This is a genomic window from SAR202 cluster bacterium (assembly GCA_016872285.1).
GTDB lineage: Bacteria > Chloroflexota > Dehalococcoidia > Lucifugimonadales.
In genome coordinates this window covers 51,204-71,051 of sequence record VGZZ01000007.1, presented here as the reverse complement: position 1 = coordinate 71,051, position 19,848 = coordinate 51,204, and the positions used below count along the sequence as shown (strand labels likewise).

Below are 19,848 nucleotides of genomic sequence, written 5' to 3'. Positions count from 1 at the left end.
AGGACCTGGAGGTGGCCGGGCTGGTAGCCGGGATGGAGGGCGGCGGTCTTCTTGAGGCCGAGCTTTCGGAGCAGTCGGGCGCGCCAGAGCTTGCCCTCGAAGGTGCCCATGAGGATGTGGCGGACTTTGAGGACGGCGAGAGAGTCCCAGGGCTGCCAGGGCTCCGGCGTTTGGCCGACGATCTGATACTCGACGGGGAGGGTCTCGGTGGTCTGGATGAAGGCGTTGACGCCTTCGGCGTAGGCATCGAGCATGGCGCGGGCGTCGCTGGCGATGAAGGCGTAGTCGTCGCGGGCGGAGGCGTCGAGGCGGAAGCGGCGCATAAGGAGGTCGTTGTCGAGGCCGGGCTTGCCGACGAACTCGGCCCATCGCCCGTGGGCGCGGTGTCGGTCGTAGTCCATGTGCCAGAGGCGGTCCTGGGCGGCGGCGAAGGCCTGGCCGAAGAAGGCGTCGTGGGTGTTTTGGGCGCGGACGTGGGGGATGCCCCACGCGTCGCGAAGGATTTCCACAGGGGCTAGGAGGCCGGGGAATTTGAGGGTAGAGGTGATGTCGGGGAGAGCTTTTTTGAGGTCGGCGCGGGTGATCATGGACGCGCTCCAGGGAGAAGGTTTGGGGTAAATGTAGCGTGTTGGTGGGGGGATGGCAACTTCTGCACCGCAGTGACCTATAACGGAGACTTGGTATAGGAAACCAGCCTTATTTTCATTCGAGATACCTTCATCCCCTTGGTCCCCTTCTTCCTGCTGGAAGAAGGGGAAAGAAAATAAAGATCACCTTATCACCCTCTAACTCCCTCTTCTCCTTTGCAATAGGAGAAGAGGGAGAACCAGATGAGATGTCCCGCACCCACCGGGAGTGATGGTCGCGCCCTCTATATGGCGTCGTAGGGGTATTTAGAAATCGAGGCGCACGTTTGACTGTATTCAATTTGGTATCATAGCGGCATGTCGAATGAGATGGGAACGAAAAAAGGGGCGGCAGTGACGCTGGACTTGTGGCAGACGCTGATTCTCGACGACCGGGAGTTGGGAGAGAGGAGGGCGCAGCTTCGGATTGACAGGGTGGAGGGGATTTTGAAGGCGGAGGGGGCGGCGTTTTCGCAGGAGCGGCTGTGGCACGCGTATAGGGAGACGCTGTCTTACTGCGCGGTGATTCGGGACTCGGGGCGGGATATTAGCTTTGACGACCAGATCTGGAGTTTTGTGGAACGGATAAGCGCAGGGTTGGGGTCGAGGATATCACGTCGGGCGCGAGCAGAGCTGGGGCAGGCTTACGACAGGGCGTTTTTCGACTACCCGCCGCCGATGCATCCTGAGGCGTCGCGGATGATTGGGGAGCTGAAGGGCAGGGGGTATAAACTGGGGGTGGTGTCTAACACGGGGGCGACGTCAGGGACGACGATGCGGGAGTATCTGGGACAGATGGGGGTTTTGGGGTATTTCGATACGCTGGTGTTTTCTGATGAGGCGAGGCTTGCTAAGCCGAACACGAAGATATATCAGTCGGCGATGAAGGCGTTAGGCGTGTCGCCGGAGTGCGCGGTGCACGTGGGGGATGACCCTCGGAACGACGTGGCGGCGGCGAAGCTGGCGGGGATGCGGGTAGTGTGGGTGCCAAACGGGAAGAGGGCGCAGGAGATGGAGGAGGGGCAGCCGAAACCGGACGCGACGGTGGGAGGACTGGGGGAGGTGGTGGAGGCGGTAGAGGGGCTGGTGGGGTAGGGGGAGGGCCAGGACGGGAGAGGACGAGGGGAAAGGGCGAGGAGACCTCGCCCCTACATTTCTGGGGAAGCGTAGTAGATAAATGTTGGAAGCAATGCTTTAGAGCGGCCAGATTCCTCGACTGCGTCCCGATGTACTCATCGGGACTCCGCCCGGAATGACAATTATGTCGTAGGTGGGTCTACTTAGATGCCCATGAGCCGTTTTCCACGGCGGTGAGGAAGTCCTGGACGGTGCGGTTGAAGAGGTCTGGCTCTTCAAGGTTGAGGGTGTGGCCGGTCTGGGGGAAGAAGACGAGGCCAGCGCTGTGGATGTTTCGTTTCATGAAGATGGAGGGGTCCACGCAGGGCTCGTCCTCATCGCCGCAGAGGATGAGGGTGGGGATGCGGAGGTCGCGCATTTGCGAGGCCTGGTCGAAGAGGCTGGGGCGTTTGCCCTGGACGCCTCGAAGGGTATTAGAAGCGCCGAGGACGGAGTGGGCGGCCAGGGCGTCCTTGAACTCGTTCCAGCCGCGGGGGTCTTTACGGAGGAATTGCAGGCGGGTTGGGGTGCGGGCGTACTCTTCGGCGGCGGCTTTCATGCCGATGTCCTGGAAGCGCTGGGCGGTGGCGGTGACCTCGGGGCGGTAGGCCTTGGGGTCGGCGGAGCCGGTGCCCGCGCCCGCGACGACGAGGCCGAGGGCCATTTGGGGGTGGGCGAAGCCAAAGTTTAGAGTGACGCTGCCGCCCATGGAGAGGCCGGCGATATAGGCCTTACGGATGTTCAGATGCTCCAAAAGGCCACGAAGGTCTTCTACGGTGTTTTCCTGGGAGTAGGCGGCAACGTCTTTAGGGACGTCGGTGGGCGGGTAGCCGCGGGAGTTCCAGGTGACGACCTGGTATCGACGGGAGAAGGAGCGGACCTGTAGCTCCCAGCTTCGGTAGTCGCCGGCGAACTCGTGGCAGAAGACCAGGGGCATACCCCGGCCTGTGACCTCGTAGTGGATGCCTACGCCGTTGATGGTGGCCTTAGGCATGGCGAGTGTTAGGCAGCGACGGCTTTAGCAGGAGGAGGAGTGGGGGTTGGGGGCGGGCCGGTTGGGGCCGGGGCTATGCTCCTCACCGCCGTTGCGGTGCTGGGGGGTTGCGGTAGCGGCGCTTACGCCAGCCGGCATGGCCGACTTCCTCGTGATTGGGCTGGCGGTCCTGGTCGCGGTAGCGGCGGCGGTGTCCGCCGACCCACAGCTCGTAGAAATAGTTGCGGTCGAAGTTAAAGACATAGTCGGCGTTCTGGGCTAGCTCGTGGGAGAGGTTGCTGCGGAAGGCGGCGATCTCCACGTGCTTGCCGAAGTTTTTGACGGCCTGGATAGCGTAGGCGAAGTCGCCATCGCCGCTGACCAGGATGACCACGTCGTAGAGGTCGCGCCAGGCGTACTGGAGGATGTCGGTGGCCATCATGATGTCGACGCCTTTTTCGACCAGCACGTCGCCCCGGAACTTGGAGGTGCCCAGGCGGACTTCCAGGTAGGGTATCTGATAGAGGGTGTTCAGGAACTTCTGCTGTTCCTGATAGGCGTGGCCGCGCCGGTCCGAGTCCTGGAGGATGTTGTAATAGTAGGCCCTGTATAGCTCACGGTTGCCGCAGAGCTTTTTGATGAAGGCGCTGAAATCCAGGTCCATACGCCCGCAATTTTCGTCCAGGGCGTGGTAGAGGTTACTGCCATCTATAAAGATGGCTACTCGGTTGCCGGTCTTGCCGGGTTTCTTAGATGGGGTCTGGCCTTTCTGCGTCTTAGATTTTCTAGGCGCGAAGATCTTGCCAAAGCTGCTGGATAAGGTTTTTAACATAAGGTCCTGTCAATTTTGATGATAATAGTATAAGCCTTCGGCCTGCCCTTTTCTATCTGTGGGTGTCGAAGGGAGTGATTTGGTACTAAAGGGCAGGGTTGTTACGTGGGAATATCATGGCTACCATTGCCTATCAGGCGAACGTTGGTTTTAGTCGAGATACCATCCCCTTTATCCCCTTCCTGCTGGAAGGGGAAGAGAAAATAAACTACCACAACCCCCTCTAACTCCCCCTTCGCCTTGCAGGCCGAAGGGGGAGGACCTGAGAGGGGTACACCGAGAGCCATCGCCTTCCATTGCTTTTTGAGGTGGTAGGTAGAAAGATGCGCTGTGTAGGCTAGAACTGGTCGATGATGCCGCGGCCTACGGCGCCGTTGTTCAGGTCTTGATAGGCTTTGTTGATGTCGTCCAGTTTGTAGTGGCGGGTGATCAGGGCGTCCAGGTCCAGCTTGCCGGAGCGGTAGAGTTCCACCATTCTCGGCATGTCGGTGTACATGCGGGCGGAGCCGTAGTAGCTGCCTTTCATAGTCTTTTCCTGTCGGACGATGGCGGTGGCGTCGATGTGGGGCATGTCGCCGGTGGGGGCGATGCCGACGATGGTGGCGGTGCCGCCTTTTCGCGCCATGTTGAAGGCCAGCTCGCAGGTCTCAGCGCCGCCGTAGACCTCGAAGGTGTAGTCGGCGCCGAGGCCGCCGGTGAGCTTTTTGACCATGGCGACGGCGTCGCCGTGTTTGGGGTTGACGGTGTGGGTGGCGCCGAATCGGGTGGCGAACTCCAGGGACGCGTCATTGATGTCGACGGCAATGATTTTGAGGGCGTTGGACAGCCGCGCGCCCATGATGACGTTGAGGCCGACGCCGCCGCAGCCGACGACGGCTACGGTGCTGCCGGGTTCCACCCTGGCGGTGTTAATGGCCGCGCCGACGCCGGTGGTGACGCAGCAGCCGATGACGGCGGCGATGCCCAGGGGAAGGTCGTTAGGGCAGGGGACGCAGGCGACCTCGGGGACTACGGAGTGGGAGGCGAAGCAGGCGAGTTTGGAGGAGGGGACAATGTCTTTGCCGTTCTTGTGGTGGCGCTTGGTGCCGTCCATCATGTTGCCGAAGGTGGCGACGTGGACGTCGCAGAGGTTGGGCCGGCCTGTGGCGCAGAAGGGGCACTGGCCGCAGGGGGAGACGAAGGAGAGGATGACGCGGTCGCCGGGCTTGACGCGCGTGACGCCCTTGCCGGTGCGCTCGACGACGCCGGCGCCTTCGTGGCCGAGGATGACAGGGGTGGGCATAGGCGCCTCGCCGACCATGAAGTGCCAGTCGCTGCGGCAGATGCCGGCGGCGCCGACTTTAACCAGGACCTCGCCCGGTTTGGGGTCGTCCAGGTCTACCTCTTCGACGACGAGGGGGGTTTTGACTTTATAGAGGACGGCGGCTTTGATTTTCATGGGCGGGCTCCTTGGTTCAAATAGGGAGGACGCGCTCAAAGGTTAATATCTAGACGCGAAAGTTTCAACTTGCGGGATACCATCATCCCCTGGCCCCTTCTTCCTGCTGGAAGAAGGGGAAGAATAAATAATGCACCAATTCCCCCTCTAACTCCCCCTTTTCCTCACGAGGAAAAGGGGGAGGACCTGATGGGAGGGGCCAGGCGGGAGGCTGGTTGTGGGCATAGACACTTCGACTGCGTCCCGACGAGTACATCGGGAGTTCGCTCAGCAATGACAGGAGAGAGTTGCAGGTCAGCGCTTATGTGCCGTCTATTGCTCAGCGGTGACGGGGTTGCGGAGGGAGCCCAGGCCTCGGATTTCGATTTCTATGGTGTCGCCGGGTTTGATGGGCTCGGTATGGCCGTCGGTGCCCATAAATATGAGGTCGCCTGGATAGAGGGTGACGTACCGGCTGATGTGGCTGACGACGCGGGCGGGGCTGAAGAGCATGGCGTTGGTGGTGAACTCAGAGACTTTTTTGCCGTTGAGGGAGACGGCGGTGTAAGCCAGGTTGAGGTTGACGGAAGTGTCTATCCAGGGGCCGACGGGCTTGAAGGTGTCGGCGTTTTTGGAGCGCCAGTTGGTGCCGTCGGCGCGGTGCCAGGCGCGGTCGGTGAGGTCGTTGCCGATGGTGTAGCCAAGGATGTGCTCCTGCGCCTTGTCCTCGGGGACCTTTCGCGCCTGCTTGCCGATGACAACCACCACCTCGCCCTCAAAGTGGACCTCGCCGGAGGAGTCTTTGGGAATGACAATGGGGTCGTTATGGGCGAGGAGGGCGCTGGGGGAGCGGTGGTCGACCACGGGCTGAGGCGGCGGGATGAACTCTGTGCCCTGCCTTTTGGCGACGTCTTGAGCGTGGGTGGCGTAGTTGATGCCAGGGGTGTAGACCATGCGGGGGACGCAGGGGACAAGGAGTTTGACGCGGTCCAGGGGCCGGCGGACGGCGGTGCGGTCGTAGCGCTCGAAGGGGGAGCCTCGGAGCTCGATGACCTCGGGGCCTTCGATGATGCCGTAGGCGGTTTTTTCGGCGGCTTTGAAGCGGCAGAAACGCATGGGAGACCCCCTTTTACCTTACCCATGGAGAAGGGACTGGATTCCGGCCTCCGCCGGAATGACGAAACAGTGAGCGCGGCGGGGGTTATTGTAGCACTGAGAAGCCCTTGGGGAGAGGGCGGCGGCCTGTGAGGGCAAGGGCCAGATCCACGCCTTTGCCGGTGGCGGCGGCGATGTCGGAGGCGATTCTGAGGGTCAGGGCCAGGGCGGACTTTGGAGGATTGACCTTCAGATTTAAGGACTGGGCGATATCAAGAGTGTGAATGACAAGCTCGAAGACGCGGGTCTCAATGAAGTGGTCGGCGCGGATGCCGCCGAAGCGGGAGGCAATGGGCTGGGCCGGGTCTAGGCGGGCCACAAGGGCGAGGACGCGGGATTGGGTGCCGCGGACGGTATTGAGGGGGTCGGGGCCGAGGGCTTTGCCGGCCTCGCGGCCTCGTTCAGCGATATCGGCATGGTCGGCGTGCTTAGATGCCTTGATGTAATACTCGGCGGCGCTTTGGATGTCCAGGGTGGAGGAGGGATGGGCGGAGTAGTCTTCAAGGGTGAGAAGGGCGCGATTGGTGTGGCCGACGAGCTCACGGACGGTCCAGACGCCGAGGGCGGGGGAGTCCCAGCGGCCAGCGGGGATACGGGCGACGGTATCGACGAAGAATTGGGAGGCTTCTTTGAAGGCTTGGCGTGACATGAAGATTTCCACTGCTCCCGCAAGATGGCTAGTACTATGAAACTCTAATGGCAGGTGGCTCTGACACAGCATTGTACTTCCAGTGTTTCACCCTCATTCCTTCGGCATACTCAGGACAGGCTCTGCACCTTCTCCCATCAAGGGAGAAGGAATTAGCTTGGAATCCATCAGCCCCATTTTCCATCTCAAACCTCAATCGCTACCAGATGATCAAGGGGTAAAAGAACAGAAAGGAGGTGAGTCTAGCCGAAAGGCTAAACATCGTGGCCTTTGCGTTCCTTCCATCGGGAGATGGCGGCTTCGGCGCGGGGGCTGATTCCGTTGATGATTTCCACGTTGACCAGGGATGGCTTGTTGGAGGCGAAGGCTTTTTTGAGGGCGGGGGCTAGCTGCTCGGGGCGCTGGACGTGGAGGCCCAGGCCGCCAAGGCCGTCGATGACCTTGTCGTAGCGGGTCTGGAGGAGGTTGGTGGCGACGGCGCGGCCATAGATCTGGACCTGGATGTGGTAGTCGATGCCCCAGCAGGCGTCGTTGCCTAGGACGCCGACGACGGGGAGGTTGTGGCGGACGGCGGTGTCGTACTCCATCGCCGTGAAGCCGAAGCCGCCGTCGCCGGCCATGAGGACGACGCGGCGGTCGGGGTGGGCGACCTTGGCGGCGATGGCGGTGGGCAGGCCGTTGCCCAGGGTGCCGAACTGGGCGAAATAGAACCAGCTCAGGGGTTTGCGGGCGGGGTGATAGGCGCGGCCAAAGTGTCCAAAGTCGCCGCCGTCCCAGACAAGGATGTCATCAGGCTTGAGGAACTGGCTGAGGGTCTTGTGGACGTAGGTGGAGTGCATAGGGGTGTTGGGAACAGCCTTGCTTTCGTACCACTCCATCTGGGCCTCCCGCTGGGCGCGCATCTCGTTAATCCAGGCCTTGTGGTCGGGCCATTTGTGGCCGGAGGCTTCGTCGGCGAGCTGGCCGACGATGGTCTGGATGTCGCCGACCATGCCGACATCGACGGCGTGGTTGCGCCCGATTTCGGTGGCGGAGGGGTCGACCTGGATGAGTTTGGCCTTGGGGTTATAGACAGCGCCGTATCGGATGCTATTATCAAACTTTTTGCCGAGGATAAGGACGGCGTCGGCCTGGCCGGTGAGCTTGGCGGACCAGTTGAGGGCGCTGTCGAAGAAGCCGAGGCAGTAAGGATGGTCGTCGGAGACAAGGCCGCGAGCGTGGTCGGCGGTGAGGAGAGGGATGCGGGTGGTCTCGATGAGGCGCTGGAGGGCGGAGCCGTCCGGGGAGTAGGCGGCGGAGGCGGCGGCGATGATAAGGGGCTTCTTGGCCTGCTTGAGGAGGGCAATGGCCTGCTGGATTTGAGCGCCGCTGGCTAGCACCTGTGTCGACTCGCGCAGAGGGCCGGTGGGATAGAGGGTCACTTCGCTTTCGTCGACAGACTGCTCTTGAACATCGAGGGGTATGGTGAGGTGGACGGGGCCTCGGCGGCCGGAGTAGGCGGTGCGGACGGCCATGGAGATCATGTCGGGGATGCGTCGGGCGTCGTTGACCAGCCAGGAGCCTTTGGTGACGGCGCCGGCGAGATTTACCTGGTCGATCTCCTGGTTGGCGCCTTTGCCAAGCTCGGCGACCTCAGCGGAGCCGCCGATGGAGAGCATGGGGCTTTCCGAGTGGAGGGCGTTGGCCATGCCGGGGATAGCGTTGGCCATGCCTGGGGTAGTGGCCATGACGACGCCGAGGTTTCCTGTAATGCGGCCATAGGCGTCGGCCATGAAGGAGGCGGCCTGCTCGTGGCGGGTGTCGATGAACCGGAAGTCATAGTCGGCCATGGTGTCGAGGACGGGGAGGATGTGGTCGCCGGCGATGCCGAAGAAGGGGGTGACGCCTTCAGCCTTGAGGGCGCGGGCGATGAGGTGGCTGCCGGTGGTCTTTTTGGAGCGGGGCATGTGGCCTCCAGTGAGGGATTTATGGTTGGGTGAATTATCAGTTGGGCAGGTGGGAGCGTCAAGGTGCGCTTGAGAGGGAGGTGGTGTAGTCGTAGAATGGCGGCATTTTTATTGGAGAAATAGATATGGCGCGCAAGCCGACGGTTATGGTATTGGGGACGGGGGGAAGCATCGCCAGCATTGGGCCGCATCGGTTGGACTACACGACGTACCCGGAGGTGGGGCATCGGATACCGGTGGCGGAGCTATTGGGTCAGATACCGGAGGCGAAAAAGTGGGCGAAGGTGGAGAGCGAGGACATCGTTAATGAAGCCAGCGGAGCGCTAACGCCGCTGCACTGGCTGGATATGGCGCGCCGCATAAATAAGGTGTTGAGCGGCGAGGGTGTGGACGGGGTGGTGTTGACCCACGGGACGGCGACGCTGGAGGAGACGGCGTTCTTTCTGCACCTGACGGTGAAGAGCGACAAGCCGGTGGTGGTGACAGGGGCCATGCGGCCGGCGTCGGCGGTGGGGACGGACGCGCATATAAACCTGCTGAACTCGATACAGGCGGCGGCCAGCCCGGAGGCGGCGGGTCGAGGGGTGATGGTGATGCTGAACAATCAGATACACTCGGCGCGGGATGTGATCAAATCGGACACGTATAGGGTGGAGACGTTCAAGTCTTACGACCTGGGGCTGTTAGGGTACGCCGACTCGGACCACGAGGTGAGGTTCTATCGAAGGCCGGATAAGCGGCATACATCGACGAGCGAGTTCAACGTGGGGCGGCTGAAGGAGATGCCGAGGGTGGAGATGGTGTACAACTACACAGGGGCGTCGGGGTTATTGGTGGACGCGGTAACGAAGAGCAAGTCGGACGGGCTGGTGCTGGTGGGGTTAGGGTCGGGGAACACGACGCCGTGGGTGGAGGCGGCGGCGGTGCGGGCGGTGAAGGCTTGTGTGGCGGTGGTGCTGGCGTCGAGGGTGAACACGGGGAGGGTAATGCTGACGCCGAAGAAGGGGAAGCTGGGATTGGTGGTGTGCGACAACCTGCTGCCGCAGAAGGCGCGGGTGCTGCTGATGCTGGGGTTGACGAAGACGAAGGAGCAGGGAGAGCTTCAGAGGATGTTCTACGAATATTAGGAGGCTGATCATGGACTTGAATTCGATGGTGGTATTGACCTTTGAGGAGTTGGACCGGGACTTGCGTAACGCCATGGAAGGGTTGACGAAGAAGGAGTTGGAGTGGCGGCCTAGCGATGAAACGAATTCCATTGGGTTTATCTTCTGGCATATGAATCGGGCGGAGGACCTCTGGGTTAATGAATTCGCCAGGAAGGCGCCGCATGTGTTTGTTAGGGATGGGTGGTCGAAGAAGTGGGGGATACCGGGAGACCAGACGGGGGCTCGGTATGGGAAGGCGGAGCTGTCGGCCTTTGTGCTGCCGCCGATGAAGGAGGTGTGGTCGTACAAGGAGGCGGTGCGAGCGCAGTCGCTGGCATACGTGAGGGACTTGAAGGCGGGCGATTATGACGTGATGCCGAAGACGGACAACCCGCGTCGGCATGGGTACACAGTGGGGAGGATGTGGACGCACCTGTTCTGCGAAATTGGCGAGCATGTGGGCCACATTCGGTATCTTAGGGGCTTGCAGAGGGGATTGAATAAGTAGCGTCACTGTAGCCACATGGCAGGATGGTATCACCATAGGGCTAATGTGGGTTTTTCTGCAAAGCCAGTGAAGCCCGTGATTTAATCTCCCACGTATATTCGGTCTGTGGCAGAAATACTAAGACGGCCCACGGGCGCCAGGGCCTCGCAGCCTGCTATGCTCCCGTGCACCCTGCCTCGCATGAAACGCAGCAGCAACTCCACCACCGTATCGAACTGCTCGATATGGAATAGATGGTCGGCGCGCTGGATGGTGGTGAGCCACGCATGGTCAAAGGCGCCCGCGATATCCTGGCAATGGTCCGGGGTGGTGAAGACGTCGTGTTCGCCGGTGAACACCAGACCCTCCGGTCCGCTCACCGGCACGTCCAGATTCAGCGGTTCGTGGTCTAGCAAGCGACGCGTGTTGGCGGCGTACTGCCGCAGCTCCAAATCGGACATTCTACGAATGCCGCCCCCAAGACCCGCGCCGCCAGGTCCCGGCGGTCAATGGGTCTGTCCGGGTCGTGGCACAGCATCCCTTCCACAATCTTATCGGCAAGCAGCACGCGGTCACCTCTGAGAGCCGTTTCGACGGTATCGGCGATCCTCTTGCGGAGATGGACAGGCAGTTCCCTCATGGTGCCGCCCAGCGCTACACGGGCTACTCTATCGGGATAAAGCTGCGCCATGCGGAAGGCGCTGGGGGTGCCGTAAGACGCCGCGACTACATTGGCCCGGTCTATGCCGCGCTCGTCCAGCACTTGCTTCAGGCACCCGGCCAAAAAATCGACGCCGTGGCTGGGCGGGAGGACGCCGGACTGCCCCATGCCGGGCGGGTCCACCAGCAGCACGGTGGTGTGCCGCGCGAAAACTCGCGCAAAGCGCGCCCAGGAGTCCATGGTCTGAAAGGCGCCGCTGACAAACAATACCGGCAGGAACTCAGGCTGAGGATGGGGGATGATGCGGTGATAGAAACGCAGCCCGTCGCGGGACGTGGCGGATTCCAGGGCCTCCATATGACCTCCAGAGAACGGCGAGATTTGCGGAATGGCAAACAGTCGGCGTTCCGGCAGGTCCTAGACCCACGGCCCATCGTCCTCCACCGCCACCACGCAACAACGACGTAGAGTCTAACAAAGGCTACAGCAATCTTCCATCAGCCAAGTGGATAAAAAGTTGATGATGTATCTCTCCCCGATTTGTTTCCTTCGGAGCGCTTTGCGGCAGCCGCCGGTCGTGATACTGGAAGCTGATGCCCGTGAATGAAAAGACAAAGCCTTTCTCGCATAACCGCTAATTCAAGAGGCCGACATAGGCAAGGTTGAGAAATCCCAAATATTTAGATTTTATGACAGAAATCGTTATTAATTAGACACATATATAAACTTGTGGTTGACATAAAGCGAACTTACTGTTACATTCCCTCCGAGCGCGGGTTGCTTAACGCACGTGTGGAAAACGGGGAAGGGGGGCGGAAGATGAAAAGGGTGAGGGCCGGAGGACTGATAGCCGCTTTAGCAATGAGTTTGGCGTTGCTACTTGCGCTGACCGGACAGACCCAGGCACAGACGCTGCCGCCTGGGCTAGGGATTTTTGACCCATCAGCACTGCGCGAGTGCTTAGACGAGGCATTTACACAGCTAGTTGAGAATCCGTCCTTTGGAGGAGGTCAATATGCGCTGGCCGTCGCGGACTGCGTAACAGGACCTGTTGTAGTGGATTAACGCGCCGGTTGTTTTGTAAGCCTGTAGCTTACCAGTGTGACTAAAGCATGATATGGCCCGTGAGGGCCACTAATGGAAGCGACCCTGTTAGCTCGGGGTAGGACCAGGTTCGGGACTCTTCTTTGCCTACACCAGGGGCGTACTGCAATGAAGAGAAGCCCCTGAGAGGGATCAGGGCGGGGCCTTGATTCCGTGCTGACCTCGATTTTCGATTGACCCCTGTCCGTTTGGACGATTGCGCACCTCTGAAGGTTGCCTATAATGCCCGCCATTCTAACCTGATGGAGGTGCACTGTGAGAAGGAATGTTCTTGTTCCGCTGTTCTTCGTATTGCTGCTGGCGGTAGGAATCATGGCGTCCCTGGGGGCCAATAGCGCCGCCCCGGCGCGGGCGGAGCAGCCAACCATATTCATGAAGTTGACTGGCGAGAAGGGACCAATCCCGGGCGGAGTCATGCGGTCCGGCCTTGAGGGGTGGATAGAGGTTATTGGCATGAACCACGAAATCGTCAGCCCCAGGGACGCGGCCTCCGGACTGCCCACCGGCAAGCGGCAGCACAAGCCTATCACCATCACCAAAGAGATAGACAAGTCGACGCCGCTGATCTTTAAGGCGCTGGTCAACAACGAGCAGATCAAGGAAGTGGAGCTCCGCTTCTATAAGCCCGGCAAGGGCGGCAAGGAGGAGCAATACTTCACCATCAAGTTGGAGAACGCCCACATATCCTCTGTTCGACTGCAGAACGAGGGTGGCACCGCCACTGAGACCAGAGAGCACGTGAGCTTTGTCTACCAGAAGATCATCTGGACCTGGACGGACGGAGGGATCACGGCTGAGGACGACTGGGAGTCGCCCGCGGTTTAGGCAGATTAGGGGACATGGTGGAGCAAGCTTGCTCCACCATGTCCTTCCCATGCATGGGGGCTTAGCTGGCCGGTGCGCGGGTTTTCTGTTTGAGGCGGGAGGCCGCGGCGTCGGCTTTTTTGAAGTCGGATTCGCTCAGGGCGTAGAGGGACGCGCCGCCGCCGAGGATTTTAGCGGCGGTTTCTTTGGAGACGCCGCGCAGCAGGTTTTCCGACACGTTGGGGAAGTTGGAGTCGAAGTGGGGATAGTCGGTGGAGATGCACATGCGGTCGGCGCCGATGAGGCCGGCGGTAGGCTCGATTTCCGGCTCGCTGCCTTCGACGGCGGCCCAGCAGTTGCGCTGGAAGTACTCCTTAGGCGTAAGGCTCAGATAGGGCGCATGGGTGTCGCGGTACTGGGGGTAGTCCCATTCGATGCGTGTGAGAATGCCGGGCACCCAGGAGTTCTGGGCCTCCAGGAAGCCGACGCGCAGCCTGGGGTGAAACTCGAAGACGCCGCCGATGATCTGGGCGATGAGGGCCTGCTGCATTTCGATCCAGTGGCTGGCGACGTGTCGATAGAACCGGTTCTCGCCGTAGAGGTCGTTCATGTGAGAGTACCAGGCGCCGGTGCCTTCGTGAAAGCACCAGGCCACGTTCAGCTCTTCGTGGAGGGAGTAAAGGGGAGACCAGTAGTTGGAATGCCAGTAGCGGCCGTTGGTCATGTTGGGTCGTATAAACGAGCCGACGGCGCCCAGCTCTTTGACGCATCGCTGCAATTCCCGGCAGGCGAGGTTGACGTCGTGGACTGGAAGGATGGCGGCGAATTTTAGCTGGTCAGGGCTGTGCTGAGAGAACGCGTGGACCCAGTTGTTGTAGGCCTGGCATAGGGCCAGGGAAAGCTGCGGGTCCATGTCGTCGCGGGCGATGACGTTTAGGTAGAGGGTGGGAAACAGGACGGCGATATCGATGCCCTCCATCTCCATGGCCATGACCTGAGCCTGGGCGTCGTAGCCGCGCTGGATAGCGAAATCGAGGCGGCCGGCGATGCGGGAGCCGGAGAGGGGCTGGGTGGAGTCGGACTTGGCGGGTCCTGATTTGGTGGTTATAGGTCGCTTGCGGAACTGCTCGATGTCGTCGTCAGCGGAGCGGGGGAGGCCGTCGATCATGACGACGCCGCGTCGGGCACGGCCGTCTTTGTCGATGGGGACGGAGACGCGGTGGCGGAATTTTTTGTCTAGATATCGGTCAAAGATGTCCCAGGGCTCCATGATGTGCATGTCGCTGTCGACGAACCGAAAGCTGGATTTCATTGGGGGACTCCTAGCAAGGCATTGACATAATTTTGCCCTATCTATGTTCAAAATTCCATTCAGGAAGGGTCGGGACATTCGCTATCATGGGTTGGATGAGTTCTCTTTTAGAGAGGGCCATGCTTCTGCGCCTGGGGCTGGCGATGGCCGCCCTGGCAGTTTTTGTGTTGGCGGGCTGCTCGCGCACCCCCAGCCGCTTGGTCTTCATATCGGACAGGGACGGCGCGCAGGAGGTGTATTCGATAAACAGCGATGGCGCGGGGGCGGAGAGGCTGACCACTAGCCTGCTGGAGGAGTCGGAACCCAGGTGGTCGCCGAGGCAGGACAGGGTCTTATACCTGTCGAAAGAGGCGGGACGCTCGTATTTGAAGATTGTGGACAGGAAGGGCGAGGATAAGACGCCGGAGGTATTCGCCAGCCTGAATATTGAGCAGCCACGATGGTCCAGGAATGGGAGGCGGATCGCCTTTGTGGCGGACCGGGAGGGCAGGCCGGACGTCTACGTCGTCGACCTGAAGGATGAGGAGCTGATACGGGTCACGGACAGCGAGGAGAGGGAGGACCTTGGGAACTGGTCGCCGGACGGGGAGTGGCTGGTGTTCGCGATTACTGAGGGAGGGAACCCGGGGCTGTACCTTCGTAACCCGAATGGTGTGAATATGGTGCGGCTGACCACATCAAAGAACTGGGGGCCGGTGTGGGCGCCGAGAGGTGATTTGATAGCGTTCTTTGCCCAGGGCCGCGACAGCGCGGAGATACACGTGCTGCGCCGCAAAGACCTGGCGCGGGTGGTGGTGGCGGGGCAGGCGCACATCGAGTCGAATATAACCTGGTCGCCGGATGGCAAGCGGCTGGCGTATGTGTCGCAGCGGGACGGCAACCCGGAGATATACGGGGTAAAGGCCGACGGCTCGGGGCTGACTCGGCTGACGCAGAACGCTGTGCGGGACGTGGGGCCGTCGTGGTCCAGGAACGGGCGGTGGATTGTGTTCACGTCTTACCTGCACGGCAACGCGCAGCTGTTTTTGGTGGAGCCGGACGGGACGGGGCAGACGAGGCTGACAAACAACGGGTCGAATGACACTAGCGCGGGGTGGTAGGGGGGAGGGGGAGGAAAGGCGCGGCGACCGCGCCCCTACGTTATTGGGCGGCGCTAGGGCTGGTTAATTAAGTGCCTAGCCTCAGAGAAGATGCCTTCAAACATGGGGCGGGTGAGCTTGCCGGTGAAGGTGTTTTGCTGGCTGGGGTGGTAGGAGCCGATGAGGGTGACGCCGTTGGGCATGGTATAGGCGGCGGCGTGGCCGAATTTGGGCCGGGGCTTGGGGATTTCGATGCCTAGTTTGGCGCAGGCGGCCAGGTAGGCGTCGAAGGCGATTTTACCCAGGGTCACTACTACACGCACGTTTTTTAGCAGCTTGAGTTCGTTGAGGAGATACGGCTGGCAGTTAGCGAGTTCTTCGGGGGTGGGTTTGTTTAAGGGCGGGGCGCAGTGGAGGGCGGCGGTAATATAGGCGTCGATTAGGCGCTGGCCGTCGTCTTTGTGGTCGGAGGTGGGGATGGCGGCGAAGCCGAATTTGTGGAGAGTGCCGTAGACCCAGTCGCCGCTGCGGTCGCCGGTGAACATGCGTCCGGTGCGATTGCCGCCGTGGGCCGCGGGGGCGAGGCCGAGGATGAGGAGCCGGGCGTTGGGGCCGCCGAAGGAGGGCAGGGGTCTTGCCCAGTAGTCCCAGCCTGCGTATCGAGGGGGTATTTGGAGGGCGGCGGCCTGCCGGTGGGCGACGAGGCGGGGGCATTTTTTGCAGCGGATGATGCGAGATTGGAGGGCGGCTAGCTGCTGTCTAGCAGCCGGGGATAGGGCGTCTGATCCTCTATTGGACTTTGAATGTAAAGCGATTCTTTTCATAGTCGGGATACCATCCCCTGGCCCCTTCCTGCTGGAAGGGGAAGAGAAAATTAGATCACCTCATCACCCCCTATCCCCCTCTTCTCCTATTGCAATAGGGGAAGAGGGGGGACCAGAAGAGACATCCAGATGCCCACCAAAGGAGCGAAGCCACAGTGAAACCTTATCCAACGAGAAGCGTATCTAGGACTCCAGAGCTTTGACTACAGCGTCACCCACCTGTTTGGTGGCGGCTTTGCCGCCTAGGTCGGGAGTGAGGGGGTGGCCCCGGTGGAGGAGGGCCAGGACGGCGGCGTCTATGGCGTCGGCGGCGGGGTCGTGGCCGAGGTGGCGGAGCATCATGGCGGCGGAGAGAATGGCCGCCAGGGGGTTGGCGATGCCCTTGCCCGCGATGTCCGGCGCGCTGCCGTGGACAGGCTCAAACATGGAGGGGAATTTGCGTTCGGGGTTGATGTTGGCGCTGGCGGCCAGGCCCATGCTGCCGGTGATAATGGCGCCGATGTCGGTAAGGATGTCGCCGAAGAGGTTGCTGGCGACAACCACGTCGAAGGACTCGGGGCGTCGGATGAAGTCCATGCAGGCGGCGTCGACGAGGAGGGAGTGGGTGGAAATGTCGGGATAGCCGCGGGCGACCTCTTTGAATACGTTGTCCCAGAGGACCATGCTATAACTCAGGGCGTTGGACTTGGTGACGGAGGTTACCTTCTTCTTGCCGCCGCGTTTGCGGGCGAGGTCGAAGGCAAACCGGATGACGCGCTCACAGCCATGGCGGGTGAAGACGGAGGTCTGAAGGGCCATCTCCTGGGGCAGGCCGGCGTAATGAAAGCCGCCGACGTTGGCGTACTCGCCTTCCGTGTTCTCGCGAATGACGGCCATATTGATGTCGCCGGGCTTTTTGCCCGCGAGGGGGGAGGCGACGCCCGGGTAAAGGACGGCGGGCCGCAGGCAGACGTACTGGTCGAAGCCGCGGCGCATAGGGAGGAGGAGGTTGCCCAGGGTGACGTGGTCAGGGATCTCGGGGTGGCCGACGGCGCCGAAGTAGATGGCGTCGAAGGGCCGGAGGAGGTCGAGGCCGTCGCGGGGCATCATGGCGCCGTGCTGGAAGTAGTAGTCGGAACCCCAGGGGAATTCGATGAACTGCCACTGGATGTTATGTCGGCGTCCGACGGCGCGGAGGGCTTTGAGGCCTTCTTCGATGACGTCTACGCCGATGCCGTCACCGCGAATGACGGCGATTTTAACGGGGGGCATAAGGCCTCCTGAAAACAAACCACGACACCCTGTTGGATGGCGTGTCGTGGCTGGTCTGATGGGTTCGAAAGGCTAGGACTTGGCGAGGACTTTGCTGGCGGCGGAGGTGGCGGCGCCGACGGGGACCTCGTAGCCGTTTTCGGGGAGAATTTTCTCCAGGGCGGAGAGGACGTGGTAGACGTTGGCGGGGGTGCTGGTCTCGCCCATAAGGCCAATCCGCCAGATTTTGCCGCCGAACTTGCCCAGGCCGCGAGAGATTTCTGTCTTGAACTCGTTGACCAGGCGGCCCCGGACCTTGGCGTCGTCAACGCCAGCGGGTATCTCCACGGGAGTAATCTGGGGCAGCCGGTGGTCTTTGTTGGAGATGACCTTGAGACCCATGGCTTCCAGGCCGGCGCGGAGGGCCAGGGCGTTGCGCTGGTGGCGGGCGAATCGCGCTTCCAGGCCTTCCTCGAGGACGATTCGCAGGCCTTCGTAGAGGGCGTAGAGCATGGGCATGGAGACGGTGTGGTGATAGACGTGGTCCTTGCCCCAGTAGTTGGCGATGAGGGAGAGGTCCAGGTACCAGGAGAAGGGAGGCTTCTGCCGGGCCTTGACGGCGCTCAAGGCCTTGTTGCTGACGGCGCAGGGGGAGAGGCCGGGGGGGCAGGCGAGGCACTTCTGGGAGCCGCTGGAGATATAGTCGATGCCCCACTTGTCCACGGCGACTTCACAGCCCGCCAGGGAGGTGACGGCATCGACGGCGAAGAGGGCGTCGTGCTCCTTGGCGATTTTGGAGACCTCTTCTAGCGGCTGCTTGATGCCGGTGGAGGTCTCGGCGTGGACCATGCCGATAACTTTGACCTTGCGGTGCTTCTTGACTTCCTGCCGGATGGCGTTGGGGTCCAGGGGCTGGGCCCACTCGCCCTGGACTTCGATAACGTTGGCGCCCTGGCGCCGCGCCATCTCGGCCATGCGCTGGCAGAAGAAGCCGTAGGAGCCTATGATAGCGGTGTCGCCGGGCTCCAGGAGGTTGAGCATACCAGCCTCGACGCCGCCGGAGCCGGTGGCGGAGAGGGCCATGGTGAGGTTTTCGCGGGTCTGAAAGACGTCGGCGAGCATGGAGGAGATGCCGTCGATAACTGGCAGGAAGGCGGCTTCGCCGTAGCCGATGACGGGGGTCATCATGGCTTTATAAACTCGAGGGTGAACGTTGACCGGCCCGGTGCTGGTGAGGATGCGGGAGGGGATGTTTAGCTCAGGGTAGATTTTGCCAGGCATTGGTTCTCCGTTAATTGTTGAAGTTTATTGCAGAGTTCACGATGTAGAAGGAGAGGCAGGTGAAGGTTTCCGCCATCGATGGAACTCAGATTTTCGAGACTTGCAGTAGCCTAACAGTAGGCATGGGAGGTGTCAAGACAAACCTGTCTGCCGCCAAAGACGCCAATGGCATGTCATCTTGCTTGCATTAGAGGAGCGGGACTGGGATATTGGAAATAGCTAATTTATGTACTGGAAGGCTAAATTGACGCTAAAAGTGTTGTTAGCAATTCTAGGGACCATGCTGGCAATGGCCGGAATGGCGTGCGGCTCGGACGGCGGCACGCCGACGCCTGCCGCCAGCGGCACGCCCTCGTCGTCTTCAGCGGAATACAATACGTTCATCGCCGCGACGGAGTTCACGGTGGGGAGCAATCGCTTTCCCTTCGCGCTGGTGTCGCGGGACGGGACGCCCCTGGCGGGCGCTCAGGTCAACGCGACGTTCACTCAAGTGGACGGCGATAAAAGCGGGAAGGCTTCTGGAACGGCGCACTACCGGGAGCTTAAAGGCGTGACGCCGCACCTGCACCCCGACGGCGCGATACACGAGCATTTTGACGTGCGGGGGATTTACGTGGTGGACGGAGTGCAGTTCGACAACCCGGGGGTGTGGAAGGCCGAGTTTGATGTTTCCGTCGACGGAAGGAATCCAAAGGCCGGCGTGCTGGGTTTTCGAGTGCGAGAGGGGTCGGAAGCGCCGGAGGTGGGGGAGAGGCCGCCGGCGACTCGCAACGCCACTCTGAAGGACGTCAGCGACCCGGCGGAGATAGACACTCATATCCCGCCGTATCCCCCCATGCACGAGATGTCGGTGCAGGAGGCGCTGGGAGCGGGGAAGCCTTTTATGGTGGTGTGGGCCACGCCAATGTTCTGCACAAGCCAGATTTGCGGACCGGTGACGGACGTGGCGATTGAAATGCACAAGAAGTACGGCGATAGGATGAATTTTCTCCACATTGAGCCTTGGGATATAAAGACAGCGAGGACGGAGGGCCGGTTGGTGCCGACGCAGGAGTTCCGGGAGTGGAAGCTGCCGACGGAGCCGTGGGTGTTTGTGATGGGCGGAGACGGGGTTATTACGGCCAGGATTGAAGGGCTGGCGACGAATGTGGAAATGGAGGCGGCGATTAAGAAGACGCTGGGGGAGGCTTAGACGCCTGACAGG

The 19,848-nt window shown here is 61.1% G+C and carries 20 protein-coding genes; 7 read left to right on the top strand and 13 right to left on the bottom strand.

Going from position 1 to position 19,848, the window contains the following annotated elements; genetic code table 11:
- Window positions 1-587 (bottom strand): penicillin acylase family protein (locus FJ320_03810; GenBank protein MBM3925099.1); only part of this gene is annotated, 587 nt, incomplete at its 3' end.
- A 357-nt stretch (window positions 588-944) separates the two neighbouring features.
- Here FJ320_03810 and FJ320_03805 point away from each other — a divergent pair.
- On the top strand, window positions 945-1,721 hold the full coding sequence (locus tag FJ320_03805) for an HAD family hydrolase (GenBank protein ID MBM3925098.1): 777 nt from the start codon (window positions 945-947) through the stop codon (window positions 1,719-1,721).
- 181 nt (window positions 1,722-1,902) lie between these two features.
- Here the strand turns inward: FJ320_03805 and FJ320_03800 are convergent, their stop codons facing one another.
- The 6 genes from FJ320_03800 to FJ320_03775 form a co-directional block, all read right to left on the bottom strand.
- Window positions 1,903-2,736: an alpha/beta hydrolase gene (locus tag FJ320_03800; GenBank protein MBM3925097.1), complete on the bottom strand. Its 834-nt coding sequence runs from the start codon at window positions 2,734-2,736 to the stop codon at window positions 1,903-1,905.
- Window positions 2,737-2,818: 82 nt separating this feature from the next.
- Entirely contained in the window at window positions 2,819-3,547 is a 729-nt protein-coding gene (locus tag FJ320_03795; GenBank protein ID MBM3925096.1) for an NYN domain-containing protein, read from the bottom strand.
- A gap of 337 nt (window positions 3,548-3,884) precedes the next feature.
- Complete coding sequence (locus tag FJ320_03790; protein ID MBM3925095.1) at window positions 3,885-4,985, bottom strand: Zn-dependent alcohol dehydrogenase; 1,101 nt, start codon at window positions 4,983-4,985, stop codon at window positions 3,885-3,887.
- 312 nt (window positions 4,986-5,297) lie between these two features.
- A complete protein-coding gene (locus FJ320_03785) occupies window positions 5,298-6,080 on the bottom strand; it encodes a fumarylacetoacetate hydrolase family protein (protein MBM3925094.1) in 783 nt (260 codons plus the stop codon).
- Window positions 6,081-6,165: 85 nt separating this feature from the next.
- Entirely contained in the window at window positions 6,166-6,840 is a 675-nt protein-coding gene (locus FJ320_03780; protein ID MBM3925093.1) for a maleylpyruvate isomerase family protein, read from the bottom strand.
- 182 nt (window positions 6,841-7,022) lie between these two features.
- The gene (locus FJ320_03775; GenBank protein ID MBM3925092.1) at window positions 7,023-8,714 is read right to left on the bottom strand and encodes a thiamine pyrophosphate-binding protein; all 1,692 of its coding nucleotides are present in this window, start codon (window positions 8,712-8,714) and stop codon (window positions 7,023-7,025) included.
- 125 nt (window positions 8,715-8,839) lie between these two features.
- Here FJ320_03775 and FJ320_03770 point away from each other — a divergent pair, with 125 nt between their 5' ends.
- Both FJ320_03770 and FJ320_03765 read left to right on the top strand, forming a co-directional pair.
- Window positions 8,840-9,841 carry an asparaginase gene (locus FJ320_03770; GenBank protein ID MBM3925091.1) on the top strand — a complete coding sequence of 334 codons (1,002 nt, stop codon included), beginning with the start codon at window positions 8,840-8,842 and terminating at the stop codon, window positions 9,839-9,841.
- Between the two features lie 10 nt (window positions 9,842-9,851).
- A complete protein-coding gene (locus tag FJ320_03765) occupies window positions 9,852-10,370 on the top strand; it encodes a DinB family protein (GenBank protein ID MBM3925090.1) in 519 nt (172 codons plus the stop codon).
- 80 nt (window positions 10,371-10,450) lie between these two features.
- Here the strand turns inward: FJ320_03765 and FJ320_03760 are convergent, their stop codons facing one another.
- On the bottom strand, window positions 10,451-10,801 hold the full coding sequence (locus FJ320_03760) for a hypothetical protein (protein ID MBM3925089.1): 351 nt from the start codon (window positions 10,799-10,801) through the stop codon (window positions 10,451-10,453).
- The gene (locus FJ320_03755; protein ID MBM3925088.1) at window positions 10,759-11,367 is read right to left on the bottom strand and encodes an alpha/beta hydrolase; all 609 of its coding nucleotides are present in this window, start codon (window positions 11,365-11,367) and stop codon (window positions 10,759-10,761) included. Before FJ320_03755 ends, FJ320_03760 begins: the two co-directional genes overlap by 43 nt.
- Window positions 11,368-11,739: 372 nt before the next feature.
- Between FJ320_03755 and FJ320_03750 the strand changes: the two genes are divergently transcribed.
- Entirely contained in the window at window positions 11,740-12,075 is a 336-nt protein-coding gene (locus FJ320_03750) for a hypothetical protein (GenBank protein MBM3925087.1), read from the top strand.
- A 351-nt stretch (window positions 12,076-12,426) separates the two neighbouring features.
- Window positions 12,427-12,939: an Hcp family type VI secretion system effector gene (locus FJ320_03745; GenBank protein MBM3925086.1), complete on the top strand. Its 513-nt coding sequence runs from the start codon at window positions 12,427-12,429 to the stop codon at window positions 12,937-12,939.
- A gap of 61 nt (window positions 12,940-13,000) precedes the next feature.
- Here FJ320_03745 and FJ320_03740 read toward each other — a convergent pair whose 3' ends face one another.
- A complete protein-coding gene (locus tag FJ320_03740; GenBank protein MBM3925085.1) occupies window positions 13,001-14,308 on the bottom strand; it encodes a hypothetical protein in 1,308 nt (435 codons plus the stop codon).
- Between the two features lie 8 nt (window positions 14,309-14,316).
- Here FJ320_03740 and FJ320_03735 point away from each other — a divergent pair, with 8 nt between their 5' ends.
- Window positions 14,317-15,330, top strand: coding sequence for a hypothetical protein (locus FJ320_03735; protein MBM3925084.1), 1,014 nt, complete (start codon window positions 14,317-14,319; stop codon window positions 15,328-15,330).
- 53 nt (window positions 15,331-15,383) lie between these two features.
- Here the strand turns inward: FJ320_03735 and FJ320_03730 are convergent, their stop codons facing one another.
- The 3 genes from FJ320_03730 to FJ320_03720 form a co-directional block, all read right to left on the bottom strand.
- Window positions 15,384-16,133, bottom strand: a complete 750-nt coding sequence (locus tag FJ320_03730) for a uracil-DNA glycosylase (GenBank protein ID MBM3925083.1) — start codon at window positions 16,131-16,133, stop codon at window positions 15,384-15,386.
- Window positions 16,134-16,316: 183 nt separating this feature from the next.
- Window positions 16,317-17,384, bottom strand: a complete 1,068-nt coding sequence (locus FJ320_03725) for a tartrate dehydrogenase (protein MBM3925082.1) — start codon at window positions 17,382-17,384, stop codon at window positions 16,317-16,319.
- 72 nt (window positions 17,385-17,456) lie between these two features.
- The gene (locus tag FJ320_03720) at window positions 17,457-18,644 is read right to left on the bottom strand and encodes an alanine--glyoxylate aminotransferase family protein (GenBank protein MBM3925081.1); all 1,188 of its coding nucleotides are present in this window, start codon (window positions 18,642-18,644) and stop codon (window positions 17,457-17,459) included.
- Window positions 18,645-18,924: 280 nt separating this feature from the next.
- Here FJ320_03720 and FJ320_03715 point away from each other — a divergent pair, with 280 nt between their 5' ends.
- Complete coding sequence (locus FJ320_03715; protein ID MBM3925080.1) at window positions 18,925-19,836, top strand: hypothetical protein; 912 nt, start codon at window positions 18,925-18,927, stop codon at window positions 19,834-19,836.
- Window positions 19,837-19,848: the final 12 nt, after the last annotated feature.